The 17,675-nt window shown below is 61.1% G+C and carries 13 protein-coding genes, 1 tRNA gene and 1 other RNA gene; all 15 read right to left on the bottom strand.

All coding sequences use genetic code 11. From position 1 onward, the window contains the following. Positions 1–4: 4 nt before the first annotated feature. Positions 5–3,043: a DNA polymerase III subunit gamma and tau gene (locus HMPREF2847_RS01305; protein WP_070851262.1), complete on the bottom strand. Its 3,039-nt coding sequence runs from the start codon at positions 3,041–3,043 to the stop codon at positions 5–7. Between the two features lie 30 nt (positions 3,044–3,073). Continuing rightward, entirely contained in the window at positions 3,074–3,799 is a 726-nt protein-coding gene (locus HMPREF2847_RS01300) for a suppressor of fused domain protein (protein WP_070851261.1), read from the bottom strand. Between the two features lie 34 nt (positions 3,800–3,833). Then, positions 3,834–5,105 carry an aspartate aminotransferase type Ic gene (locus HMPREF2847_RS01295; protein ID WP_187401103.1) on the bottom strand — a complete coding sequence of 424 codons (1,272 nt, stop codon included), beginning with the start codon at positions 5,103–5,105 and terminating at the stop codon, positions 3,834–3,836. Between the two features lie 124 nt (positions 5,106–5,229). Further along, positions 5,230–6,699, bottom strand: coding sequence for a SulP family inorganic anion transporter (locus HMPREF2847_RS01290; protein ID WP_070851259.1), 1,470 nt, complete (start codon positions 6,697–6,699; stop codon positions 5,230–5,232). Positions 6,700–7,028: 329 nt separating this feature from the next. Then, positions 7,029–7,123: signal recognition particle sRNA small type (gene ffs, locus HMPREF2847_RS01285), an RNA gene on the bottom strand. 69 nt (positions 7,124–7,192) lie between these two features. Then, positions 7,193–8,350: an ABC transporter ATP-binding protein gene (locus HMPREF2847_RS01280; protein WP_070851258.1), complete on the bottom strand. Its 1,158-nt coding sequence runs from the start codon at positions 8,348–8,350 to the stop codon at positions 7,193–7,195. 18 nt (positions 8,351–8,368) lie between these two features. Beyond that, positions 8,369–9,208, bottom strand: coding sequence for a carbohydrate ABC transporter permease (locus HMPREF2847_RS01275; protein ID WP_167836000.1), 840 nt, complete (start codon positions 9,206–9,208; stop codon positions 8,369–8,371). 12 nt (positions 9,209–9,220) lie between these two features. Beyond that, a complete protein-coding gene (locus HMPREF2847_RS01270; RefSeq protein ID WP_070851257.1) occupies positions 9,221–10,138 on the bottom strand; it encodes a carbohydrate ABC transporter permease in 918 nt (305 codons plus the stop codon). Continuing rightward, positions 10,139–11,584 (bottom strand): extracellular solute-binding protein, encoded by a 1,446-nt coding sequence (locus HMPREF2847_RS01265; RefSeq protein WP_083327289.1) that lies wholly within the window; start codon positions 11,582–11,584, stop codon positions 10,139–10,141. A 108-nt stretch (positions 11,585–11,692) separates the two neighbouring features. Further along, positions 11,693–11,778 (bottom strand) — tRNA-Ser (locus HMPREF2847_RS01260). A 198-nt stretch (positions 11,779–11,976) separates the two neighbouring features. After that, positions 11,977–12,324: a metal-sensitive transcriptional regulator gene (locus HMPREF2847_RS01255; protein ID WP_070832679.1), complete on the bottom strand. Its 348-nt coding sequence runs from the start codon at positions 12,322–12,324 to the stop codon at positions 11,977–11,979. 3 nt (positions 12,325–12,327) lie between these two features. Further along, positions 12,328–14,526, bottom strand: a complete 2,199-nt coding sequence (locus HMPREF2847_RS01250) for a heavy metal translocating P-type ATPase (protein ID WP_070851256.1) — start codon at positions 14,524–14,526, stop codon at positions 12,328–12,330. Between the two features lie 22 nt (positions 14,527–14,548). Beyond that, entirely contained in the window at positions 14,549–14,758 is a 210-nt protein-coding gene (locus HMPREF2847_RS01245) for a heavy-metal-associated domain-containing protein (RefSeq protein ID WP_070851255.1), read from the bottom strand. A gap of 37 nt (positions 14,759–14,795) precedes the next feature. Beyond that, positions 14,796–15,974, bottom strand: coding sequence for an HNH endonuclease signature motif containing protein (locus HMPREF2847_RS01240; RefSeq protein ID WP_070851254.1), 1,179 nt, complete (start codon positions 15,972–15,974; stop codon positions 14,796–14,798). A gap of 120 nt (positions 15,975–16,094) precedes the next feature. After that, the gene (locus tag HMPREF2847_RS01235; protein ID WP_070851253.1) at positions 16,095–17,615 is read right to left on the bottom strand and encodes an AMP nucleosidase; all 1,521 of its coding nucleotides are present in this window, start codon (positions 17,613–17,615) and stop codon (positions 16,095–16,097) included. Positions 17,616–17,675 lie beyond the last annotated feature (60 nt).

Below are 17,675 nucleotides of genomic sequence, written 5' to 3'. Positions count from 1 at the left end.
GGCTCTAGCGGTCTTCTAGCGGTTTGGCTCCCAGCTCCTTTTCCAGCATCTCCATGACCACGTCCTTTAGCGAACGGTGATCGAGCGACCCGACCTCGTTCGCGGCCTCGAAATACTCGGAGGTGTCCTCTTCGTAGTTGTTGTCCTGCAGGTTTTGGGAAACCGGGTTGTAGGTGGTGTTGGCGTTGGACGGGTTGCGCGAACCGTAGCCCCCTGCGCCCTCTGCGCCCTCTGGCGGAGCGAACTCCTCCATGGGCTCTGGTGGCAGCGGGACGCCGCCGAAGCCCGAATCTTGATTGGCCTGGGCCTGGGCGTTGGCCTGCGCCACGCGCAGGAACGACTGCGGCTGCGGCTGGTTTGACTGCTGTTGCGGCTGTTGATGGACCGGGTTCGGCTGAGTCGGTTGGCTTGGCTGAGCTGGCTGATTTGGCTGGCTTTGCTGATGTGGCTGCGCTGGCTGGTCGTGACCTGCCTGGTGCCCCATCGCAGCACGCTTGGCAGCCTCGATTTTTGCGCGGCGTTCCGCAACAGATGCGTAGGCCGACGACCGCTGAGGGCGCGGTGCGGGCTCTGACTGCGCCTGCTGTTCCTGCTGTACCTGCTGCTCAGATGTCTCTGGTTGCGCTGGCGCTGCTGGTGTCGGTGCAGGGGCGGTGTCGTTCGGCGAGGACGAACCTCTTGACGACGAATCATCTTCCCCAGCAACGCCACCTGTAGCTGTTGAACGCGGTGCGCGCGGGCGCGTACCGACGACACAGTGCACCTGGCCGTTGAAACCCGTCACCTGCTTTACGGCAGCAGACAGTGCCTGTTCGTAATCCGGTGTGTTTAGCCTGGTAGCGAGCGCTCCTGTGCTGTGCCCGATGATGAGCCTGTCATTTTCGACATCGAGCGGTACTGCCTGCTCGGCCAACACACGAATGGGGAACGCGTGCGGGCCGTCAACAGCTGCAAGGATGTCCTGCCAGCGCTCGCGGATTTGCTCGATACCGGCGGGTGCAGGTTCGGGCTCCGGCTGTGGTGTTGGTTCCGGTTGCGGTGCTGGCTCTGGTGCTTGCTGAACCTGCGGTTCCGGCTGCGATTCTGGTGACTGAGTAGTCTGCGTTGGCTGTTCAGGCTGCTCGGGCTGGGCGGCCTGAGTTGGCCGTGCCGACTCGGCTGATTGCTCGGGCTGGGCTGGTTGTTCAGACTGTGCGGCCTGAGTCGGCTGGGTTAGCTGTTCAGAGTGTGTTGGCGAGGAAGAGACAACTGGCTCCTCCTCGACAATCGACATGGAGCCGCCTTCACCCTCACGCTCACGAGTCTGCTGCTCACGCTCCTGTGCAAGCTGCGCCCGAGTCTGCTGCTCGCTAATCCGGGCATGCTCCGCCATCTTCCGACGGAACTCACGAATCTTCTCTGCCTGAGCCTCTTCCTCGGACAGCGGCTGCTCAGCCGATTCAGGCTGCTGCGGTTGTTCAGCCTGCTGAGGCTGCTCAACTGATTCGGCCGACGTAGCCTGCGTAGGCTGTTCAGGCTGCTCAGCGGGCGCAGTAGGTGCTTCTGGTGCAGGCTTCGGCTCAGTTACCGACTCCTGCGACACCGCTGCCGCTGGTGCCGATTGCTGCTCAACGGGTTCCGACTGAACCTTAGGCTGCGGTCCCGGCTGGGGCTGAGGTTGCGACGGTGCCTGCGCTGGCGCTGCCTGCTCAGTACGTCCGCGCTGAGTGACCGAAGCCGACTGCGCACCCTTCTTACGCTGGGCATTCCGCTGGCGCCACGCCTCCCGAGCCGACTGGCCAGACTGCATCGGCGACGCTTCAGCCGCACCCGCATCGGAAGACACCGGTGCCGCTGCGGGAGTTGCGGCCCCCGAGCCGTCGGCAAGCGCGGGCCTGCCGTGCTCCAACGCTTCTACGCGCTGCAGCAGCGACTCCACGGAGTCTTCGGTGGCGGGCAGGAGCATGCGCGCACAGAGGACTTCGAGCAGCAGGCGCGGCGACGTCACGCCGCGGAAGTGCCGCAGACCATCAGAAAGCACCTGCGTGAAGCGCGTCAGCGTCGCCGGGGGAATTGTCCCGGCCTGCTCCAGAACACCGTCGATTTGGCTCTCCGGAATCTCCACCAAGCCCTGCTCCAGCGCATTCGGCACTGCGGACAGCACCAGCAAATCACGCACCCGGCCAAGCAGATCCGAGGCAAACCGCGCCGGATCCTGACCCGACATAATCACACGCCCGACCACGCTAAACATGGCCGCACGATCGCCCGCTGCCAGCGCCTCAATCGCATCCGTGATGATCACGCTGTCAGTGACACCGAGAATGGCCGCAGACGTTTCATAATCCACGCCATTGGTACCGGAACCGGCAATGAGCTGATCCATAACCGACAGCGAGTCACGCGGCGAACCACCACCGGCCTGGATGACCAGCGGATACACGTCCGGCTCTACCCGCACGCCCTCGGCCGTGACCACACGCTCAAGCAGCCCGCGCATATCCGGCGGAGTCAACAACCGGAACGGGTAGTGATGCGTACGCGAACGAATAGTCGGCAGCACACGCTCCGGCTCCGTGGTCGCAAAAATGAAGATGAGGTGCTCCGGCGGCTCCTCCACAATCTTCAAAAGCGCATTGAAACCCGAAGCGGTAATCATATGCGCCTCGTCAATAATGAAGATGCGATAGCGCGACTCCGCCGGCTGGAAGATAGCCTTTTCCCGCAGCTCACGCATATCTTCCACACCATTGTGCGAAGCCGCGTCCAGCTCAATAACGTCCAAATTGCCCGGACCACCCGGCGCTAGCGCACGACACGACGCACACTGGCCACACGGTGTGGCCGTCGGCCCCTCCGCGCAGTTCAAACTGCGCGCCATAATGCGCGCCGACGAGGTCTTGCCACAACCACGCGGCCCGGAGAACAAATACGCATGGTTAATGCGGTTGGGACGCCCCTGCGCATCCCGAGATTCCAACGCCGCCGACAGCGGGTCAGTTACGTGCCGCTGCCCCACCACTTCGGCGAACGATGCCGGACGATACTTCCTATACAGAGCCACGTGCTCAGCCTACCTTCCACCCCGGATCGGCTAGTTCGAACCCTCCTGGGAAACAACCGACTCGCGGCACCAATCCCGCAGGTCAGCATCCACTTCGGCCAACTTCTGCATCAGCGCCTGCGGACCCTGCTGCTCATAAAACTCCAGCTCCGCATCCGTGATCGGCACCAGCTGCGTCATCGTGGTCATGCGTCCCTGCGGCGACTCCACATCGCCCTCATGCAGGCTGATCTTGCCCGGCATCTCGGACACATTTGGCACCCCGTCGCTCCACACATACGGCACCGTGCACAGCACGTGCGCCACGGTAAAGGCAGTGCTTGACGACGACTCCCCTACCTCAGCCGCCTGATCGGCCGCTAACCGAATCGCATTCGGGATGACACGGCCCGGAATTGGCGACAGGAACTCCGGCTCTTCCTCCACCAGCGCTCCCGCGGCCGCGACCATGGTGGCCACGGGAAAATCAGCGTAAGCGACGGCGAAAAGCTCCACCCGGATATCGGTCTCCGCTGCGCCGGTCAGGCCACAGTAGTTGCGGCCCAACTCCACCGTGGCGGCTGCCGTTTCCGGACGACGCTCGTTCGCTTGGCCGTCCGGCTCGTCGTAAAGCGAGAACTCAGCGACCCGAAGCGGATCCGAATCGTGTTCCTGCCCGTGCCGACCACTGGCCGGCAGCTCCGTCACATACTCACCGACCTGGGGTTCTCCGGGGAAAAGCCCGGAGATCCAAAACTTCGTCTCTTCGAAGTTCATACAGTCCTATCCCGACCTACCTGGCCTACTTGGCCTACGCAGTCGCCTTCTCAGCGGCGGCGAGCAGCACACAGGTAGCGACGCCATCCATAGCGACCTCGAGCTCCTCCATCGGAGGCAGCGACGGTGCCAGGCGGATATTGCGATCATTCGGATCCTGCTTCAGCGGGAAGGAAGAACCAGAACCGGTCAGCGCAATGCCGGCCTCCTTAGCCAGCTCCACCACGCGACGAGCAGTGCCATCAACCACGTCGAGGTTGATGAAGTAACCGCCGGTCGGCTTCGACCACTCTGCCACGCCGTACTCCGTCAGGCGCTCATCCAGAATCTGCAGAACCTTCTCAAACTTCGGAGCCAGCGAACCTGCATGACGGCGCATCTGCTCGCGCACACCCTCCGCGTCACCGAAGAACTTGGCGTGAGCCAGCTGGTTGACCTTGTTCGGGCCAATGCCGCGGATACCAGCGTGCTTGAGGTAATCCTCCAAGTTGGCATCCGAAGAAGCGTAGAAAGCAACGCCGGCACCAGCGAAGGTGATCTTCGAGGTCGAGCCGAATGCCCACACGCGGTTCGGATTGCCCGCCTCTTCCGCCCACTTAATGACGTTGTGAATCTCCGGGAACTCATCCGTCAGCGTGTGAACCATGTAGGCGTTATCCCACATCAGACGGAAATCCGGAGCAGCGGTTTCCATTTCAACCAGACGACGGCAGACCTCAGCGCTGTAGGTCACGCCCGTCGGGTTCGAGAACATCGGGACATTCCACATGCCCTTAATCTGCGGGTCAGAGGCAACCAGCTTCTCCACGACATCCATATCCGGACCGTCTTCGTTCAGCGGCACCTGGATCATCTCAATGCCGAAGTGCTGCGTAATGGAAAAGTGACGGTCATACCCCGGAACCGGGCACAGCCACTTAAGCACCGGCTCCTCGTTCCACGGGCGTTCCGAGTCGACGTTGCCGAACTGCATGGCCCACGAAATCAGGTCAAACTCGATGTTCAGGCTGGAAGCATCCTGTGCCAGGACGTTTTCCACCGGCAGATCCATCAGTTCCGCCCAGATAGCGCGGATATCAGTAATACCCTTGGCGTTGCCGTAATTGCGGACGTCCTCCCCAGAAACCGAAATGTAATCCGGCGCCGGGAGACCCAGCAGGGCGTTTGCGAAATCAAGCTGCTCCGACGACGGCTTACCGCGAGTCAAATTCAACGCGAGGTTACGGGACTTCAGTTCCTCATATGCCTTCGCAAACTCATCCTTGTGTGCCGCCAACTGCTGAACATCAAAGGAATCCACGGCCATGGTGTACGCACCCTCCCAGGTATCGGACATAAGTTAAAACCTGACAAACCTGGCACGGAAAACCTTTCCCCGCGCCGCATCCGGCTTTGCAACTAAGTGTAAGGCATACCCCGGATTGGGATTTCTACAACTTCCCCGACAGCGCATCCAGGCGCTGCTTACTCGGCCCCTCCAAACCGATAATTTCCACCTCTTTGCCCCGGTCAGCAAACTTGACCCGCACCGAATCCAATGCCGCCACCGTGGATGCATCCCAAATTTCGGCCTCCGACATATCGATCACAATGCGCTGTGCAGCATCGGTGTAGTCGAACTGGTACACCAGGTCGTTACTGGAGGCGAAGAACAGCTGACCCCGCACCTTGTACGTCCGGGAGTGGGCGCTGGGGTCGTCGTCAAGCACTTCGATCCTGACCAGGTGAGCGACACGGCGCGCGAACATCAGTGATGCCACAACCACGCCCGAAATCACGCCGATGGCGAGGTTATCCGTCGCCAGCGTGGCGATGACCGTCACCAGCATCACCACCGTCTCCGAACGCGGCATCAGGCGCAACGTCCGCGGGGAAATCGAGCGCCAATCGACCGTGTCCACCGACACCACAACCATCACCGCGACCAGCGCCGCCATCGGAATCGCACCGACTGCGGAACTGAGCAGAAGGACCAGAATGAGCAGGAAGACGCCGGAAAAGAGCGTCGTCAAGCGAGTGCGTCCCGACGATTCCTTCACACCCACCATCGTCTGACCAATCATCGCGCAGCCAGCGATACCGCCGAAGAAACCGCCCGCGATATTCGCGACACCGAGCCCCCACGTCTCGCGGGTCTTGTCCGAATGCGTGTCCGTGATGTCGTCCACGAGCTTCGCCGTCATCAACGATTCCATAATGCCGACAATCGCCACGCCCACTGAATACGGCGCAATCAGCTGCAGAGTCTCCCAGGTCAGCGGCACATTCGGGATCAGCAGCTGCGGGAGGGATTCCGGGAGCTCACCCATATCGCTCACGTTCGGCACGCGCCAATCCGCCAACACCGCAACAAGCGTGACGACGAGCACCGTTACCAGCGGAGCCGGAATCGCGGTGAACACACGGGGCAGGAACACCATAATCGCAATACCCAAGGCGACCAGCGGGTACACCAACCACGACACATCGATGAGATGTTCCAGCTGCGCGGTGAAAATGAGGATTCCCAGAGCGTTGACAAAGCCAATCATGACCGCGCGGGGAATGAAACGCTGCAGCTTAGCGATCCCCAACGCCGCAAAAGCAATCTGCAACACGCCCGCGAGCAACACCGTCGGGATTAGGTAATCCATCCCGTACGTCCGCGACAGCGGCGCGACGACGAGCGCAACCGAACCAGCGGCAGCGGTAATCATGGCCGGGCGACCACCCGTGAAGGCAATCACGATGGCCATAATCACCGAGCTAAACAGCCCCACCGCCGGGTCCACGCCCGCCAAGATGGAAAACGAAATGACCTCGGGGATTAGCGCGAACGACACCGCTGCGCCAGCCAGCAGCTCGGTGCGCAGGCGCTTCGGTGAAGAAACTGCGAACCGGAAAGAGTCCCACACGCCCATCGGGGCTGGGACTTCTCGGGCCTGTGGCTGTTGTGGTTCTGGAGTTTCTAGCGGTTCTCGTGTTGCCTGTGGTGGCACTCGCATGTCGTTGGCATCGCTCATACACAGTATTCTTCCAGACCAGCGAACGCGAAACGCGACCACTTGTGGCCAAGGTATTCACCTATCGATGCGCTGCAGCGTGGCCATAAGTGAATAGCTCATCGATAGGTGAAATGGCCTGGCCAATATCGCGGGGATAAGTGCCGAAAAACATCGATAGGTCACAGGAAACCGTCGACAAGTGCCCGAAACCTTGCCACAAGTGACAGAAGAACGCCGGGGATAAAAAAAGGGGACCCCACGCACCCGTCAGAGCTCGCTGACCCTTGCTGCATTCCTGCCCTGGGGGAGTTCACGAGATGGACGCCACATGGGATCCGTGAAGACAGCCTACTACAGCTACGTACAAAAAGTCACGCCACTGTCAGGCCGACACTTTTGGTCTGGATTCTCAGTCTTGGTTCTTAGCCTTCAACGCCAAGTTCTCACCCGACTCAGAATCAAAGACATTCAACTTGTCCGTGTTGATGGCCAACGTAATCTTCTGACCTCGACGCACATTCGACTCCGCATCGACTCGAGCCACCAACATGGCATGCGGGTTATCCGCCAGGCCAGCCTCCTCAGCTGCGGCATGACCCTTCAAATCAATTTCCGGGAGTGGGAAGTGAATGAACTGCTCGGAGCCCATCGCCTCCAGGACGGACACCTCGACCTCGACCGTTGGTGCATCGCAATTGTCGTCGGTCAGGGCGGCGTCTTCGAAAGCCTCTGGTCGCAAGCCGACGATAACCTTCCGGCCCGGGGCAAATTTTTCCGGGAGTGGCAGGTGGCCCAGGGCGGTGTCGGCGCTGTGGCCGTCGTCAAGCACGGTGGCGGGCAGAAAGTTCATGGCGGGCGAGCCGATGAAGCCGGCGACGAAGACGTTGACCGGTCGGTGGTAGAGCTCTTGCGGAGCGCCAATTTGCTGGATAACGCCCTTTTTCAGCACAACGACGCGGTCGCCCAGCGTCATGGCCTCAGTTTGATCGTGTGTGACGTAGACAGTGGTGGTGCTGAGGCGTTCCTGCAGCTGGGCAATTTCGGTGCGCATCTGGACGCGGAGCTTGGCGTCCAGGTTGGAAAGAGGCTCGTCCATGAGGAAGACCTTGGGTCGGCGGACGATGGCGCGGCCCATTGCCACGCGCTGACGCTGACCACCCGAGAGATGCGCGGGCTTGCGGTCGAGGAACTCCGTCAGATCGAGAATTTCGGCGGCCTCGTTGACCTTCTTCTCGATTTCCTTCTTCGGTAGTTTCGCCAGATTGAGCGGGAAAGCGATGTTCTCACGGACGTTCATGTGCGGGTACAGCGCGTAGGACTGAAACACCATGGCGATATCGCGGTCCTTCGGAGCGACATCGTTCATGCGCTCGCCGTCGATGAGCAGGTCACCTTCGGAGATGTCCTCCAGCCCTGCAATCATGTTCAGCATCGTCGACTTACCGCAACCGGAGGGGCCGACGAGGATGATGAACTCGCCGTCGTCGATTTTGAGATTCGCGTCTTCCACACCGATGTGACCATCAGGAAAGCGCTTGTACACGTGCTTTAGTTCAATTTCAGCCATTTTTAGCCCTAACCTTCTTTAGCCCTTCACTGCGCCGGAGGTAAGACCAGCGACAATTCGACGTTGGAAAATAACCACAAAGATGACAATCGGAATGGTGATGACAATCGCGGCAGCAGCAATGGAACCGGTCGGCTCCTCAAATTGCGACGAGCCGGTGAAGTTCGCCATCGCCGCCGGCGCTGTACGTGCCGCCTCCGTCGAGGTCAACGACACCGCCAACAGGAAGTCATTCCACGCGAAGATGAACACCAGAATTGCAGCGGTGACAATTCCCGGAATCGCCAGCGGCGCCACCACCAGGCGGAATGCCTGGAAAGGGGTCGCGCCGTCCATTTGCGCCGCCTTCTCCAGCTCCCAGGGAATCTCCCGGAAGAAGGAGGACAGAATAAAGATCGCCATCGGGAGTGCGAAAGTGATGTACGGCAGAATCAGGCCCGGCCAGGTGTCGAACAGACCGAGCTTGCGCTCGATGTCGAACAACGGGCTGACCAGAGAGACCTGCGGGAACATGGCAATCAGCAGCGAGACTCCCAAAATCACCGACTTGCCCGGAAACTCCAGGCGAGCGATTGCGTAGGCCGCCATCGTGCCGACAATTACCGCCAAAAGCGTTGTAATCAGCCCAATACCAATCGAGTTGATCAGCGCGCGGGTAAATTCACTGGTCTGGAAGATGCCGCGGTAGTTATCCAACGTCCAATTGCGCGGGATGAAGTGGCCATCATGCAGATCGGTTGTCGGTTTGAACGACAAGCTGGCGATCCACAGCACCGGCACCAGCGCGTAAATGACCACCAAGGCGATGCCGATTGTCCATGCGACGCGTTGCTTCGGTGTCTTATCCGTGTTGTGCACAGCAATCGCCTCCTAATTATCCTTGCCCGTGGCCGCGCCTGGCGACGAGGCTCCAAAGCCCTTGACGAACACAATTGCAATCAGCGCCACGCACACAAAAATCAACACCGAAATTGCCGAACCAATACCCAGGTTGAACGCCTTAAACAGGTTGTTGTAACCCAGAATCGACACCGAACCAGTGCCGTTATTGCCCTTGGTCAAAATGTAGATGTTGTCGAACACTCGGAAAGCATCCAGCGTACGGAACAGCAGAGCCACCACAATCGATGGCTTCATCAGTGGCAGAGTGATCTTGAAAAAGCGTTGCCAGAAGCCCGCACCATCCAACTCGGCTGCCTTGAGCGCGTCGTCAGGCACCAGCGCTAGACCCGCAAGAAGCAGCAGCGCCATGAATGGAGTCGTCTTCCAAATTTCAGCACCGATAATGATAAATATCGACGGCCATTGCTCCGTCAGCGGCGCGGTGCCGTCGGGAAGCAAATTGGCGAGATACCCCGTCCCCGGCGTCCACGCGTAATTCCACGAGTACGCCGCCGCCACGGTGACGATGCCGTACGGAATCAGCACCACCGTACGGATCAGGCCGCGGCCGAAAATCGCGCGGTACATCACCATCGCGATAGCCATGCCAAGCACCAGCTCAACCGCCACCGAAACCAGCGTGATAAATGCCGTCACGCCCAGCGCTTCCCACCAATAACTGCTGGTCAACACGGATGCGTAGTTCTGCAGACCGATAAACTCGCGGTCATCGGGGAAACGCAGGTCATAGCGCTGCAGCGACAGCCAAATCGCGTACCCAATGGGGTACGCCGTCACCGCCAGCATCAAAATCAGCGCAGGAGCCACCAACAGCAGACCGAGGCGACGCTCGGCGCGGCGCCCGTCGGAAAGCGTGGACTTAGTTTTCGTAGATTTATCAGACATTTACGGCACCAGGCCTTCCGAGTTTACGGCCGCCTGAAGTTCCTCATCAAGCGTGCCGACCAGCGACTTCGCATCAACATCCTCCGGTGGACTAATGCGCGACGCCATCAAAATCGACAACGACTGGTACGCAGGGGACTTCGGGCGCGTCACCACACCGGCCGTGCGTGGCGACGGCAACAGCGCCCGCTCCTCCTGCGACAGCTCAGCCGAATCGGATTCCTCCAACGTGTTCAACTGCTCGTAAATCTCGCGGTAAAACGGGTATTCCTCCTTGAATTCATCCGTGGCCTGCGTGTAAAGCTTCGTCAACGTCGGCGGCAGACCACCCTTCAACGCGTTGTTGAGCTGGTTTTGCTCATTGCGCAGGCAGTCGATGGCCTCGAAAGCGAGCTCCGGGTGCTTCGACGTCGACGGCACCGCAAGGTTAAGCCCACCAATCGTGACTTGCGCCGGTGTGCCCTCATCCATCGCCGGGTAGGTGGTCCAGGCCATGTCTTCGAAGACCTCCTTGGCCACCTGATTTCCCGACTCCGCCTTCTCCTTCGCACCGGCATACACGAATGGGTAATTCACCTGCGCAAATGCATCGCCGCGGTCAAATGCCAGACGAGCCTGGTTCTCATCCGACTGCGAAATCGACGGATCATGCCCCTTCGCCGTGGCCACGCGGTGCATGGTGTCCAGGGCGCGCTCCGCGGCATCGTTATCCGCGATCGTGACCGACTGCCCATCCGGCGCGACCAGCTGACCGCCCGCCGACGCGGTCATCGAATTGAGCCACACCACCGAGCCCTCAAACTGGGCAGCCTGGACGCCAATCATCGACGCCTTGCCCTCATCGGCGAGCCTCTCCCCCGTCGCGATTAAGTCATCCCACGTCTTCGGCGGTCCATCTACCAGCGACTTTCGGTACCACAGGAGCTGCGTATTCGTATTCAACGGCGCCCCGTAGAGCTGATCCTGCCACGTCGCAGTGTCCAACGGACCCGACAGGGTACCCTCCGTAACGCGCTCGGCCATATCTTCCGGGAGTGGGAGCGCCCAGCCCGCCTCCGCGAACTCCGGAGTCCACGTCACATCAAGGCCCATAATGTCGAACGAGGAATCCCCGCCCACAATGCGACGAGCCAACTGAAGACGCTGATCATCCGTCTGCTTCGCCGAAATGTCATACTCCAGGCGATACTTCCCGCCCGACGCATCCGAGCACTTCTGCGCCGCCTGCGCATACTGATCCGAACCATCCGCCGGACCCATAATCCGCAGTACCAGCGCCGAATCCTGCTGAGCCTCCGAACCACAACCCGCCACCAGCGTGGCGAGCGATACAGCCGACACCGCCGCGATGGCAGCTCGTAATTTCCGGCCAGAACCTAAAGAGCCGAAACGAGCACCTGTACGGTCTCGACCGGCTCTTCGGATTCTCGGGCGCTTATTAAACATAATGACCACTCCGTGCTTCGACGTACAAAACTAACTGTACTCCGGGAGTGGCGCATACGCCTGAAAATATAAGAAAACCCCCGGCGCGAACCGGGGGCTTTCAATCTGCGGAGGATGTGGGATTTGAACCCACGAGGGATGTGACTCCCGCACGCGTTCCAGGCGTGTGACATAGGCCGCTAGTCGAATCCTCCAACGTCGTTAAAGACTACCCAACAAATCCGATTTTCCCAAAACGCGCCGACTACCAGTGCAAACGTCGAATCTAAGCGGTACTCCCGCCACAACCCGTGCAACCAACAACCGGCAGTAAAAGACGACAGCCGACCACCGACCGCTGACCGCCGTTTCGCTTCACGACGGCCACCCCACTCCCGGAATTTTTCCGGGAGTTACTTAGCCAGTCGAGCAATCGCCGCCGAGGCCTCCTCCAGCTTGGCATCCAACTCCTCCGGGCCGCCCTCAGCCGCATGCACCACGCAGTGATGAAGGTGAGCATCCAGAAGAGTCAACGCCAACGACTTCAACGCCGAATTCACCGCCGAAATCTGGGTCAAAACATCAATACAGTACTCTTCGTTCTCAATCATCCGACCAATGCCACGAACCTGCCCCTCAATGCGACGAATACGGGACTCATAACGCCGCTTCTCCGAGAGATAACCGGGATCAGTGGTGTCATGGCAGCAAGAACCGTCGTCAAGCGAATGCGATTGAGACGAACAACAAGACTCACTCATGAGTTACTCCTTTTGATTATCTAGTTGACTCGGAGAAAAACCGCGCAGACGCAGACTGTTGCCGACCACAAAAACCGACGAAAACGCCATCGCAGCGCCAGCCAACATCGGATTCAACAACCCCAGCGCGGCGACAGGAATTGCCAAAACGTTATAGAAAAACGCCCAAAAAAGATTCGACCGAATCGTGCGGAGGGTCCGGCGCGACAGCCGCAGCGCATCCGCAGCCGCCAACAAATCACCACGCACCAGCGTGATATCCGCAGCCTCCATCGCCACATCGGTGCCCGTGCCCATCGCCATGCCCAAATCCGCCTGCGCAAGAGCCGCAGCATCATTGATGCCATCGCCAACCATCGCCACGGACGCGCCGCTGGCCTGCAACTTCTCAATCGTCGCGACCTTATCCTCCGGCATCACTCCCGAAATCACGTCCTCGCGAGCAATACCGACCTCATCCGCAACGCGAAACGCAGGGCCGGCGGCGTCGCCGGTCAGCAGAATCGGCCGCACCCCCCACTCCCGGAATTTCGCGACCGCAGCCGCCGACGTCGGCTTCACCGAATCCGACACCTCCAACGTGCCCAGGAGCTCGCCGTCGCGGCGCACCGCAACCACCGTCCCCCCACTCCCGGAATTTTCCCCGGAGCGGCCGACCTCGATGCGGTGGCCGTCTACGGTGCCCTCAACCCCCACTCCCGGAATATCCCGGAAATCAGAAACCGGGAGTAGGGAATCCGGATCTGCCGCACGCACAATTGCCTGCGCAATCGGGTGGTGCGACGCTGCTTCCACCGAAGCGGCAAGCGGCACCAGATTTTCGGGAGTGGGAGGAACCTCCGTCAACTCCATCACACCCGTAGTCACCGTGCCGGTCTTATCCAGCACAACCGTGTCGACCTTCCGCGCCGACTCCAGCACCTCCGGGCCGCGCAGCAACACACCCGCCTTGGCACCTTCACTCGTGCCGACCAGGAGCGCTGTGGGCGTCGCTAAGCCAAGCGCACACGGGCACGCGATGATGAGCACGGCGACCGCAGCCGTGACCGCCTCACTCGCGCCGTGCCCCGTGAGTAACCACGCACCGAGCGTGACCGCGGCGATCGCGATGACGGCGGGCACGAACACTCCCGAAACCCGATCCGCCAGCCGCTGCACCGGTGCCTTGCCCGTCTGCGCCGCCTCGACCATCGCTGCCATCTGCGCCAACTGCGTCTCCGAGCCCACGCGCGTCGCCCGCACAAGCAGCCGCCCGGACGTGTTAATCGTCGCCCCCGTCACCTCATCGCCAGGGCCGACCTCGACAGGCATCGGCTCGCCGGTCAGCATCGACGCATCCACCGCCGACGTGCCCTCCACGACAACGCCGTCCGTCGCGATCTTCTCACCAGGCCTAACGACGAACACCACTCCCGGGCGGAGCTGCTCCACGGGCAGCCTCTTCTCCACTCCCGAACTTTCGAGAACGGAGACCTCCTTGGCGCCGAGCTTCATCAACTCCCGGAGCGCCTGACCAGCATTGCGCTTAGAACGCTTCTCGAAATAACGACCGAGCAGCACAAACATGATGATGCCGGCCATCGCCTCGAGGTAGATGTTCATATCAGCATCGCCGGGAGTGACCGTTAAGTGGAACTCGTGCTTAAGCCCCGGCAGCCCGGCGCGCCCGAAGAACAACGCCCAGACACTCCAGAGGAACGAGGCGGTCGTACCCATGGTGATCAGCGTGTCCATGGTGACTTCACCATGACGCAGGTTCTTCAGCGTCGCGCGATGGAACGGCCAGCCGGCCCACACAAAGACCGGCGCCGAGAGCGTGAGGCACAGCCACTGCCAATTAGTGAATTGGAGGGCAGGAATCATCGACATCGCGATGACGGGAACCGTGAGGATGACAGCGCCGACGACGCGATTGCGCAGGTCCTGCAGCTCCCGGTCTTTTTCTTCGGGAGCAGCTCCCGGTTCCTCTGCGGTCTCTTCCCTCGGAAGCTCAGCGGTGTAACCCGCCGCCACGATCGTGTCGATGAGTTGCTGCGGGTTGATGTCCGCCGGCGCCTCCACATGCGCTTTCTCGGTCGCATAGTTCACACTCGCGTTAACTCCATCAAGTTTGTTCAGCTTGCGTTGAATACGGTTTGCGCACGACGCACACGTCATCCCGCCGACGGGGATATCAAGAGTGAGAAGTTGCTGATCGGACATCTGCTTTCCTCTTTTTTGGGGGTTAGTTTGCGACCGCCTTGTAGCCAGCTTCATCCACTGCTGCGATTACGGCAGCGGTGTCGATGTCTGCCTCCGAAGTCACGGAGAGGAAATTCCGGGAGCGGTCAACCTGGACATCGGTGATTCCCGGGAGTTCAGAGACTTCCTCCCGCACCGATGCCTCGCAGTGTCCGCATGTCATGCCAGTAACAGTAAAAGCTTGATTAGCCATACCCCAACATATACCCCCTACGGGTATGCTTGTAAAGCTATTCGCGCTGACGGTAGCCCGAGTAGGCCCGCCCCGCGAGAGCTGTCGGGAAGGCAAGGTTGAATTCGGGCGGCGCGTGCGGAGACGGCGGGTGACGGTAGACCGCGCCGGAACCGTCGTCACGCTCGAGGTACCCGTTGAGGCCTTGCCTGTCGTCATCGTTGGCGGCGTTGTGCTCTTTGCAGGTCATAACCATGTTTTCCATGGTCGTGGCGCCCCCGTTTTTCCTGGCGACCAGGTGATGGGCCTGCCCGGCGTGGGCGGGGCGCGGGCACCCGGGCCACGCGCAGATGGGATTGTCGAGGATCATCGCAATGCGCTGTTCCTCCGTCGCCAGACGCGGGTTGTGTATCGGGAGTAGGTCGGTCGGCGTGTTGTGCTCGTCGTAGACCAGCACCCAGCCGGTGTCTGCGAGCAGCGCCTCGACGAATTGTCCGGGAGTGAGGACGGACCCGTTGGAGGTCGCTGCAAACCGCGGGCTGTACTCCACGATGTCCTGCGCGGTTACGATGAGCGCGGGCTGGTAACGGAGCTTATCGACGTCGTCAAGCGGCCCCTCCGACCCGTGCGCCAGGCGCTCTGCCAGTGCTTGGCCGACGCACCGATCCCGGGTGTAGTCCTCGTGTGCTTTGGCGATTTCGGCTGCGCGCACGGTCAGCGGCGCGACCAGGTCGTCAATCATGTTCGCCGGACCGGTGACCTGCAGGTGCTTCATCCCGCGAATGTCCGGATTCCGGGAGACGTGGGCACGCAGGTGCTGCGGCGGCTCGTCGGTGCGGTTGAGCTCCTTGACCTTGGTGCGCATGTAGGTGTCGAGGCCCTCGAAGTCGTAGGCCGCGGCGGCGCGGGTGAAGTCCAGGCGGTAGTACTCCCGGATTTCGACGTTGTTGAGCTGCCCGGAGCGCTTGTCAATCTGCATGACCGTGTCCAGCGACAGCTTCAGCTCCCGGGCGATTGCGACGGCTTTGTCGCGGGATTCGACATCAACATCGCCCTCGACGGTGCCGAACAGCCGCTCGGCGCAGCGCAGCAGGCGCTTGAGCCGGAAGGGGTCGAAGCCGATGCTGGCCGCCAACTCCCGGTGCCCGGTGGATTTTTCCGGGAGTGCGGCGCGCAGGTCGGCGAGCACGTCAATCCCCCGTGTCGCCAGCGCGCTGAGCAGTCCCAATGTCGTCATGGGGCTAAGGCTAGTGTCCGGGAGTGGGTGGCTTCAATCGCTTTTTGGCGTTATCCACAGCCGTCGTAAAGCATGCACAATCTGCACAAACGGGCTTGACGACGCACTCCCGAAAGTGCCCTATCGGAACGCGACCTCTCCCACCGGCCGGCGCAACTTCCGGGAGTGGAGGGTGTCGGGAGCGGCGGCCATGTCCTCGCACGCGCGCACTGCGGCCATGAGGTGCTCTTCCTTGGAGGATTGGTAGAACTCGCGGGCGGATTTCGGGAGTTTGGGTTTGTCGTGCAGTGGCATGTCGGAGACACTGAGCAGCGCGCCGTAGGGCACGCGGAAGCGGTAGCCGTTGGCGGCGATGGTGGCGGATTCCATTTCGACGCCGATGGCGGTGGATTTCTGCAGTTCCCGGTAGAGGTCGGTCTGGGAGCGCCACTCCCAGTTGCGGTCTGAGGTCGACAGCACGGTGCCGGTGCGTAGGCGCTTTTTCAGTTCGTCGCCGGTGAGTCCGGAGACGCGGGCGAGTGCATTGGTGACGGCGAGCTGAATTTCCGCAATCGGCGGGATGGGCTTTTCCAGGGGCACGTAGTTGTCGAGGACTCCGTCGGCGCGGTCGTAGCCGTTGGCGAGAATCATGTCGCCGATGCGCATGCGACCGTCGAGGCCAGCACAGTGTCCGACCATCATCCAGCAGTGCGGACGCGTGACGGCGAGACAGTCGGTGATGGTTTTGGCGTTGGAAGGGCCGACACCGATGTCAATGATGGTGATGCCGCATTTGTCGTCGCGAAGCAGGTGGTATGCCGGCATTTGCGAGGCATGCGCATCCTGACGGCAAATTCCGGGAGTGGGGATGGCGCCGATGTCGTAGCGCTTCCCACCCGGGCACGCCAGCGCCGTGTACCCGTGCGGATTTCCGGGAGTGAGGGTGGCGGCGTACTCGAGGAACACGTCGGTGTGCAGCTGGTAGTTGGTAAACAGCACGAAGCGCTGGATGTTGGCGGCGTGCGAGCCGGTGTAGTGCTCGAGTCGCTGGAGGGCGAGGTCGATGCGCTGGGCGGTAAAGAGGCTCAAAGGTTTGATGAGAAGGCCCAGGTAGTCGGCTTCGCCGTCGGCGATGGTGTCGTCAATGCAGGCGGAGTCGATGGGGGTGAATGTTTTCTCCACTGCCGCCAACATGCTTGCCGACGCTCCTTCCCTCCCCGCCGCTTCTTCGGCAGCCGCATCGAAGCCGCGGCACATCCGGAGTGGGATGGGCTGGTCGGAGACGCGCACCTCGACTTCGCCGCCGTGGTTGGCGAGCAGGTCGTTGATTTGCTCGATGAGGTAGGTGCGGAACATCACCGGGCGGGTGATAGTGGTGGCGTACACTCCCGGGCGGTCGACGAAGCCGTGTGACAGGGAGGGGTCGACATCCTCGACGGCGCTGCCGGCCGGGACGGTGAAGCGTAGTTCGGGGTAGTAGGCGCGCACCGGCCCACTCCCGGAATCTCCGTTAGTGGCGGCGGTGTACTGCTCGACTAGGTAGGCCATCCCCGCCCGGTGGATTTCGGTGAGCCGGTCGACGGCTGCGGCGGCGTCGGTGTAGAAGTCACCTTCGCCTTCGGTGGGCCAGAACGGGGGTGTTGCGGAGTCTCGTACCTGCATATCCCAAGGCTAGGCGGAGAGTTACCCGCTCGCATCCGCGCCGCGCTCATCCCACCAGAC

Source organism: Corynebacterium sp. HMSC074C03, assembly GCF_001838285.1.
GTDB lineage: Bacteria > Actinomycetota > Actinomycetes > Mycobacteriales > Mycobacteriaceae > Corynebacterium > Corynebacterium amycolatum.
Note: the sequence above shows the minus strand (reverse complement) of the source record. Positions and strands in the feature narration are given on the sequence as shown.